22 protein-coding genes are annotated in these 19,601 nt (G+C 60.8%); 11 read left to right on the top strand and 11 right to left on the bottom strand.

Features of this window, described 5'->3' with window-relative positions:
- Positions 1-8: 8 nt before the first annotated feature.
- Complete coding sequence (locus ACF8FG_RS19600) at positions 9-590, top strand: TetR/AcrR family transcriptional regulator (protein ID WP_010954588.1); 582 nt, start codon at positions 9-11, stop codon at positions 588-590.
- Positions 591-638: 48 nt separating this feature from the next.
- On the opposite strand, the gene ACF8FG_RS19595 is transcribed toward ACF8FG_RS19600, so the two are convergent.
- From ACF8FG_RS19595 to ACF8FG_RS19575, 5 genes are read right to left on the bottom strand one after another with little or no spacing between them, the layout of a single operon-like run.
- Positions 639-1,016: a response regulator gene (locus tag ACF8FG_RS19595; RefSeq protein WP_003256176.1), complete on the bottom strand. Its 378-nt coding sequence runs from the start codon at positions 1,014-1,016 to the stop codon at positions 639-641.
- Positions 1,017-1,060: 44 nt separating this feature from the next.
- A complete protein-coding gene (locus ACF8FG_RS19590; RefSeq protein WP_010954589.1) occupies positions 1,061-2,287 on the bottom strand; it encodes a hybrid sensor histidine kinase/response regulator in 1,227 nt (408 codons plus the stop codon).
- Positions 2,281-2,856: a chemotaxis protein CheB gene (locus ACF8FG_RS19585; protein ID WP_014590523.1), complete on the bottom strand. Its 576-nt coding sequence runs from the start codon at positions 2,854-2,856 to the stop codon at positions 2,281-2,283. The genes ACF8FG_RS19590 and ACF8FG_RS19585 overlap by 7 nt, the downstream gene beginning before the upstream one ends.
- Entirely contained in the window at positions 2,853-3,674 is an 822-nt protein-coding gene (locus ACF8FG_RS19580; protein ID WP_010954591.1) for a protein-glutamate O-methyltransferase CheR, read from the bottom strand. Before ACF8FG_RS19580 ends, ACF8FG_RS19585 begins: the two co-directional genes overlap by 4 nt.
- On the bottom strand, positions 3,671-7,138 hold the full coding sequence (locus ACF8FG_RS19575; RefSeq protein WP_023389376.1) for a response regulator: 3,468 nt from the start codon (positions 7,136-7,138) through the stop codon (positions 3,671-3,673). The genes ACF8FG_RS19580 and ACF8FG_RS19575 overlap by 4 nt, the downstream gene beginning before the upstream one ends.
- Before the next feature lie 248 nt (positions 7,139-7,386).
- On the opposite strand from ACF8FG_RS19575, the gene ACF8FG_RS19570 reads away from it, so the two are divergent.
- The gene (locus ACF8FG_RS19570; RefSeq protein ID WP_019438353.1) at positions 7,387-7,737 is read left to right on the top strand and encodes a response regulator; all 351 of its coding nucleotides are present in this window, start codon (positions 7,387-7,389) and stop codon (positions 7,735-7,737) included.
- Positions 7,738-7,806: 69 nt separating this feature from the next.
- Here the strand turns inward: ACF8FG_RS19570 and cobF are convergent, their stop codons facing one another.
- Both cobF and ACF8FG_RS19560 read right to left on the bottom strand, forming a co-directional pair.
- A complete protein-coding gene (cobF, locus tag ACF8FG_RS19565; protein ID WP_019438354.1) occupies positions 7,807-8,556 on the bottom strand; it encodes a precorrin-6A synthase (deacetylating) in 750 nt (249 codons plus the stop codon).
- 67 nt (positions 8,557-8,623) lie between these two features.
- Positions 8,624-9,913, bottom strand: a complete 1,290-nt coding sequence (locus ACF8FG_RS19560; RefSeq protein WP_019438355.1) for an OprD family porin — start codon at positions 9,911-9,913, stop codon at positions 8,624-8,626.
- Positions 9,914-10,274: 361 nt separating this feature from the next.
- On the opposite strand from ACF8FG_RS19560, the gene ACF8FG_RS19555 reads away from it, so the two are divergent.
- The 3 genes from ACF8FG_RS19555 (at position 10,275) to ACF8FG_RS19545 (ending at position 11,726) form a co-directional block, all read left to right on the top strand.
- Positions 10,275-10,634 (top strand): histone-like nucleoid-structuring protein, MvaT/MvaU family, encoded by a 360-nt coding sequence (locus tag ACF8FG_RS19555; protein WP_014590518.1) that lies wholly within the window; start codon positions 10,275-10,277, stop codon positions 10,632-10,634.
- Positions 10,635-10,858: 224 nt separating this feature from the next.
- Entirely contained in the window at positions 10,859-11,386 is a 528-nt protein-coding gene (gene gloA / locus ACF8FG_RS19550; RefSeq protein ID WP_014590517.1) for a lactoylglutathione lyase, read from the top strand.
- 97 nt (positions 11,387-11,483) lie between these two features.
- A complete protein-coding gene (locus ACF8FG_RS19545; RefSeq protein WP_019438356.1) occupies positions 11,484-11,726 on the top strand; it encodes a hypothetical protein in 243 nt (80 codons plus the stop codon).
- Between the two features lie 56 nt (positions 11,727-11,782).
- Here the strand turns inward: ACF8FG_RS19545 and ACF8FG_RS19540 are convergent, their stop codons facing one another.
- Positions 11,783-12,604 carry a shikimate 5-dehydrogenase gene (locus tag ACF8FG_RS19540; RefSeq protein WP_014590515.1) on the bottom strand — a complete coding sequence of 274 codons (822 nt, stop codon included), beginning with the start codon at positions 12,602-12,604 and terminating at the stop codon, positions 11,783-11,785.
- 161 nt (positions 12,605-12,765) lie between these two features.
- Between ACF8FG_RS19540 and ACF8FG_RS19535 the strand changes: the two genes are divergently transcribed.
- Entirely contained in the window at positions 12,766-13,116 is a 351-nt protein-coding gene (locus ACF8FG_RS19535; protein ID WP_014590514.1) for a hypothetical protein, read from the top strand.
- Positions 13,117-13,210: 94 nt separating this feature from the next.
- On the top strand, positions 13,211-13,393 hold the full coding sequence (locus ACF8FG_RS19530; RefSeq protein WP_014590513.1) for a hypothetical protein: 183 nt from the start codon (positions 13,211-13,213) through the stop codon (positions 13,391-13,393).
- A gap of 89 nt (positions 13,394-13,482) precedes the next feature.
- Here ACF8FG_RS19530 and ACF8FG_RS19525 read toward each other — a convergent pair whose 3' ends face one another.
- Positions 13,483-13,797 (bottom strand): hypothetical protein, encoded by a 315-nt coding sequence (locus ACF8FG_RS19525; protein WP_014590512.1) that lies wholly within the window; start codon positions 13,795-13,797, stop codon positions 13,483-13,485.
- Between the two features lie 164 nt (positions 13,798-13,961).
- Here ACF8FG_RS19525 and ACF8FG_RS19520 point away from each other — a divergent pair, with 164 nt between their 5' ends.
- On the top strand, positions 13,962-14,786 hold the full coding sequence (locus ACF8FG_RS19520) for a S24 family peptidase (RefSeq protein WP_019438358.1): 825 nt from the start codon (positions 13,962-13,964) through the stop codon (positions 14,784-14,786).
- Between the two features lie 38 nt (positions 14,787-14,824).
- Here ACF8FG_RS19520 and ACF8FG_RS19515 read toward each other — a convergent pair whose 3' ends face one another.
- The gene (locus tag ACF8FG_RS19515) at positions 14,825-15,148 is read right to left on the bottom strand and encodes a DUF1654 domain-containing protein (RefSeq protein WP_019438359.1); all 324 of its coding nucleotides are present in this window, start codon (positions 15,146-15,148) and stop codon (positions 14,825-14,827) included.
- 236 nt (positions 15,149-15,384) lie between these two features.
- On the opposite strand from ACF8FG_RS19515, the gene ACF8FG_RS19510 reads away from it, so the two are divergent.
- Together ACF8FG_RS19510 and pbpG are read left to right on the top strand one after the other, a co-directional pair.
- Positions 15,385-16,059 (top strand): polysaccharide lyase family 7 protein, encoded by a 675-nt coding sequence (locus ACF8FG_RS19510; RefSeq protein WP_014590509.1) that lies wholly within the window; start codon positions 15,385-15,387, stop codon positions 16,057-16,059.
- Positions 16,060-16,324: 265 nt separating this feature from the next.
- Positions 16,325-17,251 (top strand): D-alanyl-D-alanine endopeptidase, encoded by a 927-nt coding sequence (gene pbpG / locus ACF8FG_RS19505; RefSeq protein ID WP_019438360.1) that lies wholly within the window; start codon positions 16,325-16,327, stop codon positions 17,249-17,251.
- Positions 17,252-17,583: 332 nt separating this feature from the next.
- Here the strand turns inward: pbpG and ACF8FG_RS19500 are convergent, their stop codons facing one another.
- Positions 17,584-18,030, bottom strand: a complete 447-nt coding sequence (locus ACF8FG_RS19500; protein ID WP_392519145.1) for a hypothetical protein — start codon at positions 18,028-18,030, stop codon at positions 17,584-17,586.
- A gap of 174 nt (positions 18,031-18,204) precedes the next feature.
- On the opposite strand from ACF8FG_RS19500, the gene ACF8FG_RS19495 reads away from it, so the two are divergent.
- Positions 18,205-19,539 carry a lysine N(6)-hydroxylase/L-ornithine N(5)-oxygenase family protein gene (locus tag ACF8FG_RS19495; protein WP_014590506.1) on the top strand — a complete coding sequence of 445 codons (1,335 nt, stop codon included), beginning with the start codon at positions 18,205-18,207 and terminating at the stop codon, positions 19,537-19,539.
- Positions 19,540-19,601: the final 62 nt, after the last annotated feature.

Here is a 19,601-nt window from a genome sequence, read left to right as displayed (position 1 = left end):
CAAGCGCCATGCCCCCGGTCAATGCCGCAATGCGCTGTGCCAACTTTGAGGAGCGACGTGACCGGGCCATGGCATTGTTTGCCGAAAAGGGCTTTGGCCAGGTCAGCATGCGCGAGCTGGCGGCCCATGTGGGGCTGACCGCCGGCTCGCTGTACCATCACTTTCCCAGCAAGCAGGACCTGCTGTACGACTTGATCGAAGAGTTGTACGAAGAGCTGCAGGCCACCCTGGACCAGGCCCGCCGGGCCATGGCCCGTGGGGCATCGGCGTTGAGCTGCCTGATTGCTGCGCACTGGCAGCTGCATGCCGAGCGGCCTCTGCAGTTCCGGCTGGCCGAACGGGATTTGTGTTGTTTGAGTGAGGCGCAACAGGCGCACCTGGCGTCGTTGCGCAAGCGCTATGAGGCAGGTTTGTTGCGCCTGATCGCACCGCAAGCGAAACTGCCGGGGCAAGCGTTGGACGCCACAGCGCATGTACTGGCGACGCTTCTCAACCAGTTGCCGGGATTGCTCAAAGCAATGCCTGAAGAGCAGGGGTTGGAGCTGATGGAAAACTTGCTGGTCGGGGGGATTGAGCGGACGCTGCGATAGCCTGCAACGGTCTTTTCGCGGGTTTGCCCCGCGAAAAGACCGGATGCCTCAGCGCAACAGCGACTGGATCTGCTCGTGCAAGGTGTCCAGGTCAAACGGCTTGGCCAGGATAGGGGCCTTGCGGGTGATCGGGCTGCCAGATTCGAGAATCTCCGCCGGGTAGCCGCTGATGAAAATCACCTTCAGGTCGGGCCGCAACTTCACCGCAGGCTCGGCAATGTCCACGCCCGAGATCCCCCCCGGCAAACGGAAGTCTGTCACCATCAGGTCCAGGTGCGGTTTGCTGGCCAGGATGGCAAACGCCTGCTCGCCATCTTCGGCCACCAGGACGTGGTACCCCTCACCCGCCAGGTAATCGCGCAAAATCATGCGAATCGCCGGCTCATCCTCGACGACCAGAACCACATCTTGTGCATCTTCACTCATGTTAACGCCTTGAAATACTTACAGTTGGCCATCAGACCCCAGGCTTACACAGAGGTTGCCCGCGCCTGGTCGTTTTGTTCTTTGAATGTTGCCAGCGGCAATTGCAGGGTGAATGTGGCACCCTTGCCCTCCTCGCTTTCAACCTGTATCCGACCACCGTGCGCCTGGACGATCTGCTCGGAGATGTACAGCCCCAAGCCCAGACCTCCGCTGGCCTGCTGGGCCGCGACCCGCTCGAACTGCTGGAAGATCCGCTGCTGGTTGGCGGCGCTGATACCGATGCCGTGATCCTGCACCTGCACCCAGGCCATGCCGCCCTGCTCGAACACCCGTACCTGCACCGGATTGCGCTCGCCGTAACGCATTGCATTGGACAACAGGTTGGCCACTACTTGTTCAATCCGGAATTCGTCCCACTCCCCCTTCAGCGCTTCGCAACGCTGCAATTCGATGTGTGTTTCCAGGGCCATGGCCTGCGCCGTGAAGTTTTCCACCAGCCCACGCACCAGTTGGCCCAGGTCAAACAGTTTGGGCCGCAGCGACAGTTTACCGGTACGGATGCGCGAAACATCGAGCATGTCCTCTACCAACCGGATCAGGCTGTTGATCTGCCGTTCGTCGCGCTCGACCATGGCCTGCAGCTTGTCGACACTGAACGCGTCCAGGTTGCCCCGTGCCAGGTGCATCTTGCGCAACTGGGTTTCCAGGATCAGGCCATTGAGCGGCGTACGCACCTCGTGGGAGACGATCGACATGAAGTCGTCACGCATGCGCACGGCGTGCTCCAGCTCACACCTTGCCACCTGCAGCTGGCTGAGCAGCAGCTCCTGTTCCTGGCGGCTCTGCTCAAGGGCCTCTAGTTGACGGCCAAGCACCTTGCGTTGGCGGAACAGGTCGACGAACACCGAGACCTTGCTTTTTACCGCCAGGGTGTCGAGCGGCTTGTGTAGAAAGTCCACGGCCCCGCTCTCGTAGCCCTTGAAGGCATAATTCATCTCGCGTCCCGCCGCACTGACGAAGACGATCGGGATGTGCTTGGTCTTGTCGGTACCGCGCATCAGCTCGGCCAGTTCGAAACCGTTCATGCCCGGCATCTGCACATCGAGAATGGCCAGTGCGAACTCGTGCTCAAGCAGCAACGACAAGGCTGCCTCGGCAGACTGTGCCTGGTGCACCTCACGGTCCTCGCCCTGGATCAGGGCATCGAGCGCCAGCAGGTTTTCCGGCAAGTCGTCGACAATCAGCAGTTTGGCGGTGGTGTGGCTTAGCATGCGCTGTATTCCAGGGTCGCGAGCAACTGCCCGATACCGCTCAGAGTAAGGATATGGTCGGGCTGGTGCTGGGCCAGGGCGGCCTCCGGCATCAGGGCAACCTGTGCGTCACGAGGGTCCTGGACGATCGTGCGCCCCCCATTGTTCTTGATGTAGGCAAGGCCCCTGGCGCCGTCTTCGTTGGCCCCGGTGAGCAGCACACCCAGCAGGCCATCGCCATAGGCATCGGCCGCCGAGATGAACAGGAAATCGATCGCCGGGCGCGAGAAGTGCACGGGTTCTTCCTGGCTCAGCGACAGCGTCAGGTCGCGCTCCACCGACAAGTGGTAACCCGGCCCCGCCACATAGATCTGCCCGCTGCTGATGCTCTCCTTGTCACGTGCCTCACATACCGGCCGATGCAGCCGCCGCTGCAGCACGCCAGCCAGTTGGCTGTGGCGGTCGTCCGGCAGGTGCAGCACGCAGAGCACCGGTATGGCGAACGCCGATGGCAGCGTGCCGAGCACCTGGAACAATGCCGCCACGCCTCCCGCCGAGGCGCCGATCACCACTGCGCGTACGCCGCTCATGATTTACGGAAGATCCGTTGGGGCTTGACCAGCGGCTCGAAACGATCGCTGTAGGCCGAAAAGTCCACCGATTCCTTGCTACCCAGCACCAGGAAACCGCGGTGGCAGAGCGACTCATGGAACAGGCCCAGCGCCCGATCCTGCAGGTCCTTGTTGAAGTAGATCAGCACATTGCGGCACGACACCAGTTGGGTCTCGGAGAACACGCTGTCGGTGGCCAGGCTGTGGTCGGCGAAGGTCACATTGTCGCGCAGGCTGCTGTCCATGATGGCGTTGCCATAGGCGGCGGTGTAGTACTCGGCGAAGTCACGCCGGCCACCGGCCAGGCGGTAGTTTTCCTCGTACTCGCGCATGCTCTGCATCGAGTAGATGCCCTGCTTGGCCCTGTCCAGCGAATGCGGGTTGATGTCGGTGGCGTAGATGATGGTGCGTTCAAGCAGCCCTTCCTCACGCAACAGGATGGCCATGGAATACACCTCCTCCCCCGTGCTGCAGCCCGCGATCCAGACTTTGATCGACGGCCAGGTGCGCAGCAGCGGCACCACTTCGTTGCGCACGGCAAGGAAGTGGTCAGGGTCACGGAACATCTCGCTGACCGGGATCGTCAGGTATTGCAGCAGTTGCATGAACATGCCCGGGTCGTGCAGCACACGTTCCTGCAACGCAGACACCGTCAGGCAATCGAACTGACGCAGCGCGTGGAGAATCCGGCGCTTGATCGAAGCGCCGGAATAATTGCGGAAATCGTAGCTGTACTTGAGGTAGATCGCCTCGATCAGCAGTCGGATCTCAATGTCGGTGTTGCGTTCGCTAGTCAAATTCGCTCCAGTTGCGGCAGCCAGACACGGATCAACGAGAACAGGCGGTCCAGGTCGATCGGCTTGGCCAGGTAATCATTGGCACCGGCTTGCAGGCAACGCTGCTGGTCATCTTTCATGGCCTTGGCGGTCACGGCGATGATCGGCAGTTTGCGCCAGCGCGGTTGCTGACGGATCAGGCGGGTGGCCTCGAAGCCGTCCATCTCCGGCATCATCACGTCCATCAGCACCAGGTCGATGTCGTCGTGCTGCTCCAGGCGCTCGATGGCTTCGCGCCCGTTGCGGCCGATTTCGACAATGGCGCCCTTGTGCTCCAGGGCGCTGGTCAGGGCGAAGATATTACGCACATCGTCGTCCACCAGCAGCACCTTGCGGCCCTCGAACACCTTGTCGCGGCTGCGCGCGGTCTTGAGCATGCGCTGACGCTCGTTGGACAGCTGCGATTCGACCTTGTGCAGGAACAGCGTTACCTCGTCGAGCAGGCGCTCCGGCGAACGTGCGCCCTTGATGATGATCGAGCGTGAATACTTGAGCAGGTCGGCTTCTTCCTCGCGGGTGAGGTTGCGGCCGGTATACACGATCACCGGCGGGAAGGCGCGGATATCCTCGGCGGTCATGCGCTTGAGCAGCTCGTTGCCGAGCATGTCTGGCAGCTTGAGGTCGATGATCATGCAGTCGTAGATGTTCTGGCGTAACAGCGCCAGTGCATCCTGGGCCATGGCGACGGCCGTGATCTCGACATCGTCATCGCCGATCAGCCGGGCGATGCTCTCGCGCTGCAGGTCGTCGTCTTCCACCAGCAGGATGTGCTTGAGCTTTTGCGTGAGCTTGGCTTCCAGGCGAGCGAACACCTCCTTGAGCTCCTCGCGGCTGGTGGGTTTGACCGCATACCCCACCGCCCCCATGTGCATGGCCGCCTCGACGCGGTCTTCCACCGAAATGATGTGCACCGGGATATGGCGGGTGCTGGCCTGCTCCTTGAGGCGCTGCAGGACGGTCAGGCCTGAGTGGTCGGGCAGGCGCATGTCCAGCAGGATCGCATCCGGAATGTACTGGGCTGCCAGCTCGAAGCCTTCGTCGGCGCCATGGGCCACCAGGCAGCTATAGCCCAGCTCATGGGCCAGGTCGAAGAGGATGCGGGCAAAGTTGGGCTCGTCTTCGATCACCAGAATGCATCGGGTATCGAAAGGGGCCCGCTCGCGGTCGTCGGCAAAGGCCGGCGCCGGGCGCATGACAGTGGCGGCCAGCGGCACTTGCGGTGCAGGCGGCAACGCATCGACGGCCGGGCGCAGGCTTTGCGGCTCGATGTCTTCGGCCTCGGCGGCATAGCGCTCCGGCAGAATCAGGCTGAACACGCTGCCTTGCCCGGGGCTGCTGTCGACATTGATCTGGCCACCGAGCAAATGCGCCAGGTCACGGGAGATCGACAGACCCAGGCCAGTGCCACCATAACGGCGATTGCTGGTGCCATCGACCTGGTGGAAGGCGCCGAAGATCGCCTGCTGTTGATCGGCCGCAATGCCGATGCCGGTGTCACGGACTGCGAACACGATACCGCTGCCAGCCTGGAAGCTGACGTTCATGCTGACCTGGCCACGCTCGGTGAACTTGAGGGCGTTGGACAGCAGGTTCTTGAGGATTTGCTCCAGGCGCTGACGGTCGGTGAACAGCGTGACCGGTACCTGCGGCTCGACCTTGACCTCGAAGGCCAGGCCCTTGTGACCGGCAAGCGGCTGGAACATGCCGCGCAAGCCCTCGACCAGGCGCTCGACCTGGGTGGTTTCGGGCCGTACTTCGAGCTTGCCGGCCTCGACCTTGGCGATATCGAGAATGTCGTTGATAAGGTTGAGCAGATCGTTACCGGCCGAGTAGATGGATTCGGCGAACTTGACCTGCTCCTCACTGAGGTTGCCTTCACCGTTCTCAGCCAACAACTTGGCCAGGATCAGCGAGCTGTTGAGCGGCGTGCGCAGCTCATGGGACATGTTGGCGAGGAATTCGGACTTGTACTTGCTCGATCGCTGCAGGTCGTCGGCACGGGCCTGCAGCTCCAGCTGCGCCTGGCTCAGCTCATCGTTCTTGCGGTCCAGCGCATCGGTGCGTTCCGACAACTGCTCGTTGGTCTGCTCGAGTTCGGCCTGTTGGGTTTCCAGATGGGCTTGAGACTCCTTGAGCACCCGTGACTGCTCTTCGAGCTCTTCGTTGGCAGTCTTGAGTTCTTCCTGCTGCACCTGCAGCTCTTCATTGAGTTGCTGGGTTTCAGCCAGCACTTCCTGCAAGCGCTGACGATAACGGGCACTCTCGATCGACATGCCCAGGTTGCCGCCGACCCGCTCCAGCAGCTCTTCATCCCGTTCTTGCAAGGGGCGCAGGAAACCCAGCTCGATCACCCCGTTGATCTGCCCGTCTTCGGTCGCCGGCATCAGCAATGCACTGCGCGGCAAGCCACTGCCCAGGCCGGAACTGAGGCGATAGAAATCTTCGGGCAGTTCCTCCAGGCGCAGCAAGCGGCCTTCGCGGACCGCCTGGGCCAACAGGCCATGGTGATCCGACTCGATCTGCTCGCGGGCCTGCTCTTCGGTACTCAGGCCATAACAGGCCACGCGCACCAGCCGGCCATGCTCGTCGCGCACGTACACGGCGCCCACCACGCTGCCCAGATAAGAGGCAAAGAAGCGCAGGATGTTCTCGCCAAGCATGGGCAAGGTCAGCTGCCCGAGCACCTGCTGCGTCAGCTGGGTCTGGCCGGTGCGCAACCAGGCCTGGTGCTCCAGGCGCTGCGCCGAGCGTTGCTGGGCTTGCAGGTTTTCAGCGTAGTTGGCCGAAAGTGCCAGCAGGTCACGACGGCCCAGGTAGGCCAGCAATGCACTGAGGCCGACAATGAACAGCACGAAAGCCGAAATCGCCGTCACAGTGACGGCACTGACTTTTTCGTTACGGGCCATGCGCAGTTGTTGTTCGGTAATGATCAGGTCATCGAACTCCTTGCGGATTTCATCGGTGATGCGCTTGCCCCGGCCATTGCCGATCGAGGCCTGGTAATCGCCCTGGCTGCGGCGCAGGCTGATCATCTCGTTACCGAAGTCGTTCCAGGCCTGCTGCAAGGCCATCAGCCGGTCAATACGGTCAACCTGCTGCGGGTTGTCCTCGACCATGCTGCGCAGGCTTTGCAGGCTGCCGAGAATGCGTGGCTTGGCCACCTCGTAAGGGTCAAGGAAGCGCTCGTCGCCCGTGATCAGGAAACCGCGCATGCCCGTTTCCATGTCGATCGACAGCTTGACCGTTTCGTTGGCATTGCCGATCACCCGGTCGGTGTGCTCGACCCACTGCATGGCCGAAAGCAGGTAGTTGATCACCGCGACGAAGGCCACTGCCCCCAGCAGGCCAACCCCCAGGGGGAGGCCGATGTTACGGCTCAACAGCTTGCGAAAGCTTCGCTGGTCCATCGTGGCTGCTTGAATCATGAGAAGACGCCCGAGCTAGAAAAGTCCATTGAAAAGAGTGGCCGATCAGTCGTTATTGTTATCTGCCACTGCGCTGTCCTGATAAGCGAGTCTAACCAGCTTTGACAGCTCTGGCAGGGCATTTAGCCAGTATTTGAAGGTTGCTTTCGGCAATCGTTCCATCTATTTGCATGGAGCGGTATCCTCGGGAACTTCTGATGCCGCGCGGTGCACAGATTAAAGACACTGATTTGTACAGGATTTGAACCATGCACCTTCTGGTAGTCGAAGACGACGACATCGTACGTATGCTGATGGTCGAAGTGCTCGACGACTTGGGCTACAAGGTCATCGAGGCAGAAGACGCCACAGCCGCCCTGCGTGTACTTGAAGACCCCAGCCAGGCGCTGGCACTGATGATGACCGATGTGGGGCTGCCGGACATGCGAGGTGAGGTGCTGGCGGGTAAAGCGCGCGAACTGCGGCCGTTATTACCGGTGCTGTTCGCCAGCGGCTACGCCGACAGTCTCAATGTGCCGGAGGGCATGCACCTGATCGGCAAGCCGTTCAGCATCGACCAGTTGCGGAACACGGTGGTGGGTATTCTGGGTACCCCTTGAGCACCGCGTCGCCTGTTTCGCTCGTAGGCGCGGGCTTGCCCGCGAAGAGGCAGGCACATGCAACCCACCTCACAGCTCTCTGCGCAGCAGATAGGTATCCATGATCCACCCCTTGCGCGCCCGCTCCCGCTCGCGCACTTCCAGTATCTGCACCTTCACCGCCTGCAGCGGCCCGGCAATCAGCACTTCATCCTCGGTCCCCAGGTACGCGCCCCAGTAGATGGTCAACGCCGGGTCATCGAGCCCGGCAAAGGCGCACTGCCCGTCGAGCATCACCACCACATTGTCCACAGGCCCCTGCTCGGCCAGGCGTCGCCCCGGCAGCACGGTCAGGGGCTCGCCGATGCGGTTGAGCGGCACCTGGTGCCGCGCCGCCAGCGCCTGCACACTGCTGATGCCAGGGATGACCTGCAAGCGCAGCGTCACGCCCTGTTCGCGGACCAGGTCGAGTATGCGCAGGGTGCTGTCGTAGAGGGTGGGCTCGCCCCACAGCAGGAAGGCACCTGTTTCACCGTCGCCAATTTCCTCCTCGATCAGGCGCGCATACAGCGCAGCACGCTGCCGGTGCCAGTTCTGCACCGCGCCAAGGTAGTCATCCGCCTGCACATCGCGCAACGGGTCGACCACCGGCACCAGGCGATAACCACCTTCGGGGCGATAGCGCTGCAGAATGGCCTTGCGCAGGCGCACCAGTTCATCTTTGTCGTCGCCCTTGTCGAGCACGAAGAACACGCTGGCACTGCGCAGCGCATCGACCGCTTCATAGGTGACCTGGCGCGGGTCACCCGCGCCGATGCCGATCAACAACAGGTCTTTCATTGCCCTGCCCTTTGCGGGAACCCGCCACCATTGTCAGGCGGCTACCGGTATTTGGCAAAGCAGCCGCTTAGAAGATCGAGAAGTTGTAGCTGACAATGACCCGCGTCTCATCCATGTCACGCGCCCACCTTTCATAGTTACTGCGGTAAGTGGAATTACGCAGACGTACGCTGACATCCTTGAAGGTGCCACTTTGCACCTGGTATTTGAACTCGGTGTCGCGTTCCCACTCCTTGCCTTCGGCACTGCTGCCCGGCACCTTGATATTGTCGCCGTTGATATAACGGGTGAAGAAGGTCAGGCCGGGTACACCCAGCGCCTTGAAGTCGTAGTCATAGCGAACTTGCCAGGAGCGCTCCTGTGCAGCGGCGAAATCATTGACCTGGGCGTAGTTGACCAAGTACGGGTTGCTACCATCCAGGTACGGCATGGCACTGTTGCCATACATGCGCTGCCAGCCGGCGCTGAGCTTGTGGCCACCGAGGCTGTAGCCAAGCATGCCGCTGAAGGCGCGATGGTCGATTTCACCCGCATGGGCATTGCCGATGTCATCACTCTTGATCAGGCGCACGTCAGCCGACAGGCTGCCCACCGGCAGCGGCTGGCTGGCCACCAGGCCGAGGAAGTGCTGACGGTAGATATTCTCCAGTTTGGCCACTTGGTACTGGGCGCTGAAACGCTCGTTAAAACGGTAGTCGACACCGGCCAGGTCGAAGTGGTCGGCGTCGGTATCGCAGGCATAACGCTTGTTCTTGCAGTGCACGCGGATGTCCTGGCGATCGGTGGAATCCCGAGCGGTGTATTTGTCCAGGCGAGCCAGGGTGAACTTCAGGTCGTGCAGTTCTTCAGAGGTGAGCATGGCACCCTGGAACAGGGTCGGCAGCAGACGGCCATCGTTGTACTTGAGCAACGGGACATCCGGCATCATCGAACCGTACTTGAGCACGGTATTGGACACCTTGATCTTGGCCGCCAGGCCCATCTTCGCATACTGGTCGGCCGAGTGCCGGGGGTCGTGGCCAGACGAGGGCAGCAATCCACTGTTGCTGTCGGCCGGGCTGGAATCCAGTTTGAAGCCGAACATGCCCAGCGCATCCACACCAACACCTACCGGACCTTGCGTATAACCCGATTGCACATTGAGGATAAAGCCTTGCGCCCACTCTTCGCGCTTGGATGCGCCCTGGCTGGAACTGCTGTAACCGTCCCGGAAGTCGCGGTTGAAATAGACATTGCGTGCTTCGACCTTTGCACTGCCGTCTTCAAGAAACCCGGCAGCCTGGACGTTGACACCGGCACACAACAGAAACAGGCCGGTAACACGGCGCCCAGGGGCGAGGGGGAAAGGGGAAAACATGCGAGGAAACATCCAGAATGAAGACGATTTAACAACCTGTGGCACGTGTTGGCCACGGTACTGCGGCAGGTCCGAACATGAGTCAGCCATCATCTGAAATGATCGCGCAAAGGCTCTGGCGCGGGCCATTGGACCATGGTCTAGGCCCCCTGTCGTGCAACCGCAGAAAAACCGGCAAATACCGCGCGCAAAACTAGGAAAGTTCCCGCCTTACTTGCAAAAAGTTAGCAGTTTACCCAGTAGCGATGAATGACTACACTCGATATCAGCGAACAGTGGAACCCAACTGCGTGGCCGGCGTTTTTACGCGTCTTCAATGTTCGTCACGCCCTGCCACGACCGACGTACAGGAGTGATTACAGTGTCCAGACTTGCAGAGTTTCGTGCTGCCGAAAAAGCGCTCCAGGAACAGATGGCACAACTGGAAGCGTTGAAAAAGGATGCCGGCCTCAAACGCGAAATCGAATTCGAGCAGAAACTAGTCGGCCTGATGAAAAGCTATGACAAGAGCCTGCGCGATATCATCGCCATCCTCGACCCGAAGGCTGTGGCCCGCGCTTCCAGCACATCGCCCAAGCAACAACGCCGCCCGCGGGTGGTCAAGGTCTATCAGAACCCGCACACCGGCGAGCGAATCGAGACCAAAGGCGGCAACCACCGCGGCCTCAAGGCCTGGAAAGAACAGTATGGGGCCGCCACGGTAGAAAGCTGGGTACGCTGATGAAATGCCCACACAGGCTTCACACTTTTTTCACAAGGGCTGGCTCAGTATCGAAACAGCTAAAGGACTAGCGACCCCATCACGCGCCCGCACATGCGGGCCTCTAATTTCAGCGCCCTGCCTTCGCAGGGCGCTTTCATTTGCGCAATCGGCGCACTGCCGTATCATGGCCAGCCTGTCTGTTTTGCCGGCGCCCTGTGCCCGGCCCCGTCTCAGGAGTTCCCATGAGCCTGCACGATCTGCAAACCCTGCCTGGCGTCACCGCGCAACCTGACGCCGCCACCGCCCAGTTCGTCTTCAACCACACCATGCTGCGGGTCAAGGACATCGAGAAGTCGCTGGACTTCTACACCCGCGTGCTGGGCTTCCGCCTGGTGGACAAGCGTGACTTCCCTGAAGCCGCTTTCAGCCTGTACTTCCTGGCCCTGGTCGACCCTGCCCAGATCCCCGCTGACGACACCGCCCGCCACCAGTGGATGAAGGCGATCCCCGGCGTGCTGGAGCTGACCCACAACCATGGCACCGAAAACGATGCCGAGTTCGCCTACCACAATGGCAACACCGACCCACGCGGTTTTGGCCACATCTGCATTTCGGTACCCGATGTCCGCGCCGCTTGCGCGCGTTTCGAGGAACTGGAAGTGCCGTTCCAGAAACGCCTGCAGGACGGCCGCATGAACCATCTGGCCTTCGTCAAGGACCCGGACGGTTACTGGATCGAAGTGATCCAGCCAACCGAGCTCGAAGGCTAAGTGCTCGTCGCGGCGCGCTCGTCAGGCCGGGAACTCCCGGCCTCTTGCTGTGGTATATGAAGGTAACTGCTTCACAAACCACAGCGAGGTAAGGACGATGCAATCTCTTCACTGTGAATACCGCGAGCACACTATCACCGCCAGCGTAATGCCCCATCCCGACTCCCCCCTGCCCTATGCCGCCGGCTGCCTGATCACGGCACCGGACGGGCACACCAGCAAGCGCATGTCGATGCCAATGCAGTTCTTCTCCGACCTTGAGAATGCACAGCGTGTGTCGCTGGCCCATGGCCGGGCACTGGTCGACAAACAGCTGGATAACGGGCACGACGTGTTCTGATCCGGGTTTCACCTGTACCCCCTTCGCGGCTGATGCCGCGAAGGGGGTAGGCGTCATCAGGTCGCCCGCGCGTATGCCACCGCCGCATCCACCTGCTCCTGCGACGGCCTGACCCCGGTGTACAACACGAACTGTTCCAGCGCCTGCAGCGCAATGACCTCCAGCCCAGTGATCACCGGCTTGCCCAACGCCTGAGCCCGGCGAATCAACGGCGTCTGCGCCGGCATCGCCACTACATCGAACACCCGCTCCGCCGCCGAGATGGCGTTCTCGGGAAACGCCAGCTCTTCTGCCTCCTGCCCGCCTGCCATACCGATCGGCGTCACGTTCACCAGCATCGGCGGGCAGAGGTCACCTGGCTCAGGCACCCAGCGATAACCACAGACATCCGCCAACTGACGCCCGGCCTGCTCGTTGCGTGCAACGATGATGCCTTCGGCAAACCCGGCATCGCGCAAGGCGCTGGCCACGGCCTTGGCCATGCCACCGCTGCCTCGCAGGGCAAAGGCCGTGCCCGGATCGACCTGATGCTGCACCAGCAATTGGCGCACGGCCAGGTAATCGGTGTTGTAAGCCTTCAGGTGCCCATTGCAGTTGACAAGGGTATTGACCGACTCGATGGCCGCCGCCGAGGGATCGATTTCGTCGACCAAGGCCATGCAGGCCTCCTTGTACGGCATCGACACCCCGCAGCCGCGAATACCCAAGGCGCGGATCCCTGCCACGGCCGCCGGCAGGTCATCGGTGCGCATGGCCTTGTAGTAGAAGTCCAGGCCCAACTGCTGGTACAGGTGGTTGTGAAAGCGCACGCCGAAGGTGCCAGGGCGACCGGCCAGAGAGATGCAAAGCACGGTGTCCCGGCTGGGAGTTGTCGGCATAAGAGGCTCCTTGGTCATGACTGAAACGTTTATTCAGCGTAACAGAGTCAGCCACTGGTCGTCCCTTACACAACCTTTACCGTTCCCCTGTGCTCAGCTGACAGACACCGGAGTCATAGTAACAGGGCCCCGGACGTGGGGTTTTCCTGCGGGGTTGTTTTATGAACCGTCTCATTCCCGGAATCGTCCTGCTGGTCGGTGCCCTGGCCATCAGCGGGCCTGCAGCAGCTCACGGTGGCTATGGCAGCCATGGGCACGGTGGTTGGTATGGGCCGGGGCCCCTGCTGGGTGCGGCAGTGGCCGGCGCGGTGGTTGGGGCGACGGTTTATGGCGGCCATGACCGTACTGTGTATGTTGAGCGCCAGCCGGTCTACTACGCCCCGCCGGTGTACGTACAACCGCCTCCACAGCCGGTGTACTACCAGCCCTACTACGCGCCTCCTCCGCCGCCACCGGGCTACCGCACCTATTATGGGCCGCCACCGGTGTATTACGGGCCACCGCGCTGGTAATGGTTGACAGGACCAATGATCACTATTGAGGAAGTTGATTTCAAACATATCCGGCTGCTGCGTATGGTAGAGCCATGTTTTAAAGGAGGTCCCAATGGCCACTATCCAGATCATGTCCGTTGTCGGTAGCGCCGTTCCCGCCTCACTGCGTGAGCAGGGCCTGCTGGCGTGCTGGTACCTGGTTCGCAACGGCGAAGCCGTGAGCGGCCCGATGCCGACCCGCGCCTCAGCCCAGGCACTGGTCGAACAGTTGCAACCAGGCACCTTGGTTGCCTGAACCAAATTTGTTGTGCGTTGCTCCCTGCGCCCTTGTCGCCCGCCAATTTGGCGGGCTTTTTTTCTTCACGGTTTGACCGGGCTGCCACCTCATGTTTGGCCGCTACTGCCCAGCTTACTGGTCAGCACCATGACCTTGCCTTGCAGCCGGCCTACGGTCATCACCAGCTCGTTTCGCTCCTTGGTGAGCAGATCAGCTTTTGCCTGCGCCTCCCTTCTCGCATCCCGTTCGATGTCCAGCAGCTCTGTCAGGTGGCGGATGACGGCAATTTCTGCAGTGTCCATTGCGCGGTCGACTGCATCCCTCGACAACCATTTGCGCAGCCACAAAAACGCACCCAGCAATACAGTCCCCGTACCGCCCAGCCAAGTGACGGTGCCCGGGCCGAGGTCGGTCGGATCCATGTGAACCTCATTACAGATGATGATGTGATCAGCCGTGGAGAAAAATGTCTCGCTAGCTTTCCTTGTTCGTGCGCTTAATTTAGCCTACAGCTAACAACACGACAAGAGCAGATTTAGCCATGCGCACATTTAGCAGCAAGCTAAACACTGGCATGCTTCACCCCATGGACATCTACCAAATTCGCAAGCACAACCTGGTGAAACTGATCGGCAGCCAGAGAAAGGGGACCTGCGCAGAGCGCTGGGGGATGGCGCCTGCACACCTGAGCCAGATCCTTTCCGACAAGACTGTAAAAAATCTGGGCGATGACGTGGCCCGTCGCATCGAGGGCATCGAAGGCTTGCCACGGGGCTGGTTCGACGCGCTGTCGCCAGGCGAACACATGCAAGCGGCTGTCGAGCCAGGTGACAACAAGCTCTCTGCAGCCGACCTGGTCAGACAGATGCTTGCCCGAAGCGGCAAAGGCATCTCCGAAGAGACCCGGCAAAGGCTGCTGGCAGCGGCGCAAGAGCCTGCAGATGCCACGCTGCTGGAAGCCGAGCCGCTTCGCCCCGGCCTGGTCGGTGACGAAGTGTGGATCGCCCACTATGACGTACGGGCAGCCATGGGCGGTGGCCAGATCCCCCACGACTACCCCGAGATGTTCAAGGACGTTCGCGTCAGCCCCAGTCACCTGCGCGAACTGGGCGTGACGTTCAGCGAGCACCATCACCTGAAGATGGTGACCGGCTGGGGCCAGTCGATGGAGCCGACCATCAGGCACCGCGACCCGCTGATCGTCGACGTCAGCATCCGCGAATTCGTCGGCGATGGCATCTACTTCTTTTCCTGGGGCGATCACATCTACATCAAGCGGCTACAGATCGCGGACGAGGACCACTTCGAGATGATCTCCGACAACTCGCGGCACAAAGACCGTATGATTCGTCGGGAAGAGACCTACATACAGGCCAGGGTCCTGCTGGTGTGGAATGCCCACCTTGTATAAACCGAAGCCCGCCCTGACCGGCGGGCTTTTGCTGAAGCTCAGAACGGTGCAGCCTCCCCGACCTGCGCCTCGCAGTCGCGTTCGACGATAAAATCATCACGCTCTTCCACGCTACTGCGCGCCCATCGCACCGTCACGCTAGCGTCATCATTGAACGTCAGCTGCAACTCGGGCATTTCCAGCAGCTGGCCCATCACCTCCTCCCATTCCGCTTCACCGTCGGTATCCAGACGATGCACCACTACCCAGCGCTGCGTCTGTGCGAGCGGGTGGTTGATCATTGACGATACCCGCAGACTAAGCCGCTCTATTCCGGTCATCTCCTGGCGCTGTTGGGGTTCCGACTTCATGTGGCTTGCCATATTCTCATCCTGATAGCTGTATATTCGTACAGTACTCAGCGAAAGCTTAGCTCACTGCCAAATCCTGCGTAAAGCCCCCCATTGCGGAAAAATTTCGCCAGTAGGTAATTTCCCGTGGAGCGAAAATAATTTAGCCATAAGCTATTGACCGTTATTTAGCTTGAGGCTAACTTTGTGTTCAGCCGTCGCTTGTACGGCTGCTATGCCACTCAAACCTTTTCGCCAGGAGTTCCCCCATGGCCGTAGATATCAGCCACCTCACCATCGCCACGCCGGTAGCCGTCTCCTCAACCAACCCCGTTGCTCTGGAGCTGAACGGTGCTGAAGCGATTGCCCGCTTTCCCAGCATCGTGACGGTGCTCAGCGATGGCTCGATCCAGTTCTCAGCCCCAACCAAAGGTGCTTCGAGCAAAAGCACCCACAGGACACGCTGCGAATGGACAGAAACGCAAGACTGGACGCTGGCCAGCGCCCAGGATCACTGGAATCGCCAGACAATGACGCTGACCAAGGTCAACTCGGCGCAGAAGGTGGTCATCGCCCAGATGCACGTACGCGGGGACGACGGCCCGCCGGTAAAGGTGTTCTGGAACAAGGGCAACATCACCCTGGGGTTTCGGCGCACCTTCAACCAGACCGACCCGGTGAATTCCCCAATCCTGAAGGGGGTGCCACTGGGTGCGACCTTCCACATCAGCATTCACACCACGTCTGAAGGTGTGGTAACCGTGACGGCCGAATGCAACGGGGTATCCGCTTCGTCGGGCGATTTGCAGCTCGACAGTACCTGGGCTTCACGCCTGTTCGAGTTCCACGGCGGGGTCTACAACCAGGTCGACTACACCGACGCAACGCCCGCCGAGGATGGCTCGATCTGCATCATCAGCGAACTCTCGCTCATCCATCGCTGAACGCGAAGGCCGGCAGGGCATCCCGATGCCCTGCCCTGATATCGAAAGCCCTGATGCTGTTGCAGGTATGCAAAAACCCAACACGGGGTCCATCCCATCCCTATCTGATGGGTGAAGAATGGGTACAGGATTAAATATCGTTCACTTTGCGCCCTTTAGTCATAAGGCATTCGACAGTAATTCAGCCATACTCCAGAATGCATCGGTTTTTAGGGGGAAAACCCTTGCACAGCCAACGACATACCAACTTTTAGTGAGCCTCAACGTGAAAACTTCCCTGTCCATCCTCAGCCTGCTGCTGTTGCTCACAGGTACCGCGACCCTTCCGTCGACTGCTGCTGCACAACCCCCGGCCCAGGTTCAACGTGACCCATCCAAACTGCATCTGGCTTCAGGCAGCGCTCTGCTGATCGACCTGAACAGCAACAAGGAGCTGTATTCGAGCCATGCCGACCGCGTGGTGCCGATCGCTTCGGTAACCAAACTGATGACGGCGATGGTGGTGCTGGATGCCAAGCTGCCCATGGATGAAATGCTCACCATGACCATTGCCAACAACCCGGAAATGAAAGGCGTGTACTCGCGCGTGCGCCTGGGCAGCCAGTTGGACCGTCGCGAAACCCTGCTGATTACCTTGATGTCGTCGGAAAACCGTGCGGCCAATAGCTTGGCCAACGCCTATCCCGGCGGTTATCCGGCGTTCATCAAGGCAATGAATGCCAAAGCCCGCAGCCTGGGAATGGCCCATACCCGCTATGTTGAGCCGACCGGCCTGTCGACGCAGAACGTATCCACTGCCCGCGACCTGGCCAAGCTGCTGATGGCCTCGCGCAAGTACCCCATGCTGAGCGAGCTGTCGACCACCCGCGAAAAGACCGTCGCCTTCCGCAAGCCCAACTACACGCTGGGTTTCCGTAACACCGACCACCTGGTGAACAAAAGCAACTGGGATATCAAGCTGACCAAGACCGGCTTCACCAACGAGGCCGGGCACTGCCTGGTACTGCTGACCCGCATGGATAACCGCCCGGTGGCCATGGTCATTCTCGATGCCTTCGGCAAGTACACCCACTTCGCCGATGCCAGCCGCATGCGTCAATGGCTGGAAACCGGTACCGCCAAGCCGGCACCGGCGGTGGCCATGCAGTACAAGGCCGACCGGCAGAACAAGGGGCGGTTGGCGGCCGAATGACCGCCATATCCTGGAACGAGCGGGCTTGTTCGCGAAACAGACAACGCGGCGGATAGCACGGGCTTCGCCCGTGTTCGCGGGTAAACCCGCTCCTACGACGACCTGCGCCCAATCACCAATGTATGTCCACCCTCAATAGGTGTAGGAGCGGGTTTACCCGCGAATACGGTAGCGGCGGCAACGGTGAACGGCGGGTGAAATTGGCCAGCAGGCCCGGCCCTTTCGCGGGTGAACCCGCTCCTACACGACGGCCTGCGCCCAATCCCCCTGTATGTCCACCCCCGCGCCTACAGGCGACTGCGCAGGCTTTTAAATTTTGAGCAAGACCGCTGTCAGGCCGTAGCGCTGACCATGCCTCCCGCACTGCTGCCGCCCTCTTGCTGCAACAGCTCCAGCAACTGCGCCGTGGCCGCCATGATCTGCCCGTTGAGGGTGGCAATGCTCGCCTGCTTGGCACCTATCGCTGCCGCCTTGGCAGTCTCGTCCATCTTGCTATTCTGCAATGCCACCAACTGTTTCTGCTCTTCTGCCAGCTGCTTCTGCAGATCCTTGATCAATTGACGCAGCTCGCTCACAGCCCCCGATTCGCCACTGCCTTCAGTGTCGGTGGATTGCGCCTGGCTACCCTCCGACACCCTCATGCTGTCACTGCTGATGCTCAACGGCCCCACCGCCTCACCGGCCTGTTTCGCCTGTTCACGCTCGGTTGCTGCATTCGCGCTCAGCGTCTGTGCTGAAACACCATTGATCATCAGGTTGCTTGCCGTGATGCCGCTCATGTCGATTCCCTGCCTGAAGGATTGGTCCTTGCCGTAACCAACACATCGGCCGCCTCACGCTGTTCTTTAGCCCGCTTAAATTCCCCCTCGGCTGGCTCGTTCCAACTCATGTACTTGCGCAGGAGCCGGAGCCCCGGCGGGCGTCCATATTCGACCATTCAGGGAATCGCAGCCATGAGCCAGTCCTCACAGCAGGAAACCATCAAAGACATGATCGGCGTGGGCTTCGGCCCCTCCAACCTGGCCTTGGCCATCGCCCTGGAAGAGCTCGCCGAATCCCGGGGCCATGCGCTCGACGCACTGTTCATCGACAAGCAGCAAGACTACCACTGGCACGGCGAGACCTTGGCTACCCAGAGCGAGTTGCAGATCTCGTTCCTCAAGGACCTGGTGTCGCTGCGCACCCCGACCAGCCCGTACAGCTTCGTCAACTACCTGCACCAGAAGCAGCGCCTGGCCGACTTCATCAACCTCGGCACCTTCTACCCCTGCCGCCTGGAGTACAACGACTACCTGCGCTGGGCCGCCGAGCATTTCACCTCTCAGGCGGTGTATGGGCAGGAAGTGTTGCGCATCGAACCGCACCTGCATGCAGGCCGGGTCCAACACCTGTGCGTGATCACGCGTGACAGACAAGGCCGCGAATACAGCCGCCCCACCCGCTCGGTGGTGGTGGGCAGCGGTGGCACACCGAAAATTCCGGAAAACTTCGGCGCCTTCAAGGACGACCCGAGGGTCTTCCACCACTCGCAGTACCTGAGCAGCCTGACCAAACTGCCGTGCACGGCTGGCAAACCCATGCGCATTGCCGTGATCGGCTCAGGCCAGAGCGCCGCCGAGGCGTTCATCGACCTCAACGACAGCTATCCGTCAGTCAAGGTCGACATGATTCTGCGCGGTTCGGCTCTCAAGCCCGCCGACGACAGCCCCTTCGTCAATGAGATCTTCTCGCCCGACTACACCGACCTGGTCTACAACGAACCGGCCGACCAGCGCAGCAAACTGCTAGGCGAATACCACAACACCAACTACTCGGTGGTCGACCTCAACCTGATCGAGCGCATCTACGGCATCCTCTACCGGCAGAAGGTTGCCCATCAGCACCGCCATAACGTGCTGTGCCGGCGCCAGGTGGAAGCTGTGGTGGCCACCCGCGAAGGCCTGGAACTGACCCTGCGCGACCTCGCCACCGGCCAGCAGCAAACCCACCGCTACGATGCCGTTATCCTCGCCACCGGCTACGAGCGCCGCTCGCACCGTGAATTGCTGGCGCCGCTGGCCGATTACCTGGAGGACTTCAGCGTCGACCGCAACTACCGCGTACTGGCCAGCCCCGACCTGCAAGCCTCGGTGTACCTGCAGGGCTTCTGCGAAAACAGCCACGGCCTGAGTGACACCCTGCTTTCGGTCCTGCCAACCCGCGCTGCGGAAATTGGCCGAGCGCTGTACCAGGATCTGGAGCAGCTGCACGAAAAACCCCAAGCAGCAGTGGCGCTAACCCGCGCCTGACCCCTCTGCAACCCGCCATCAAGGCCGGACTGATGCCTCGTGCGCAGTCCGGTTTTTGTGCT

This window comes from Pseudomonas sp. YQ_6, assembly GCF_043103245.1.
Taxonomy (GTDB): Bacteria; Pseudomonadota; Gammaproteobacteria; order Pseudomonadales; family Pseudomonadaceae; genus Aquipseudomonas; species Aquipseudomonas alloputida.
This window is presented reverse-complemented; position numbering and strand designations above follow the sequence as displayed.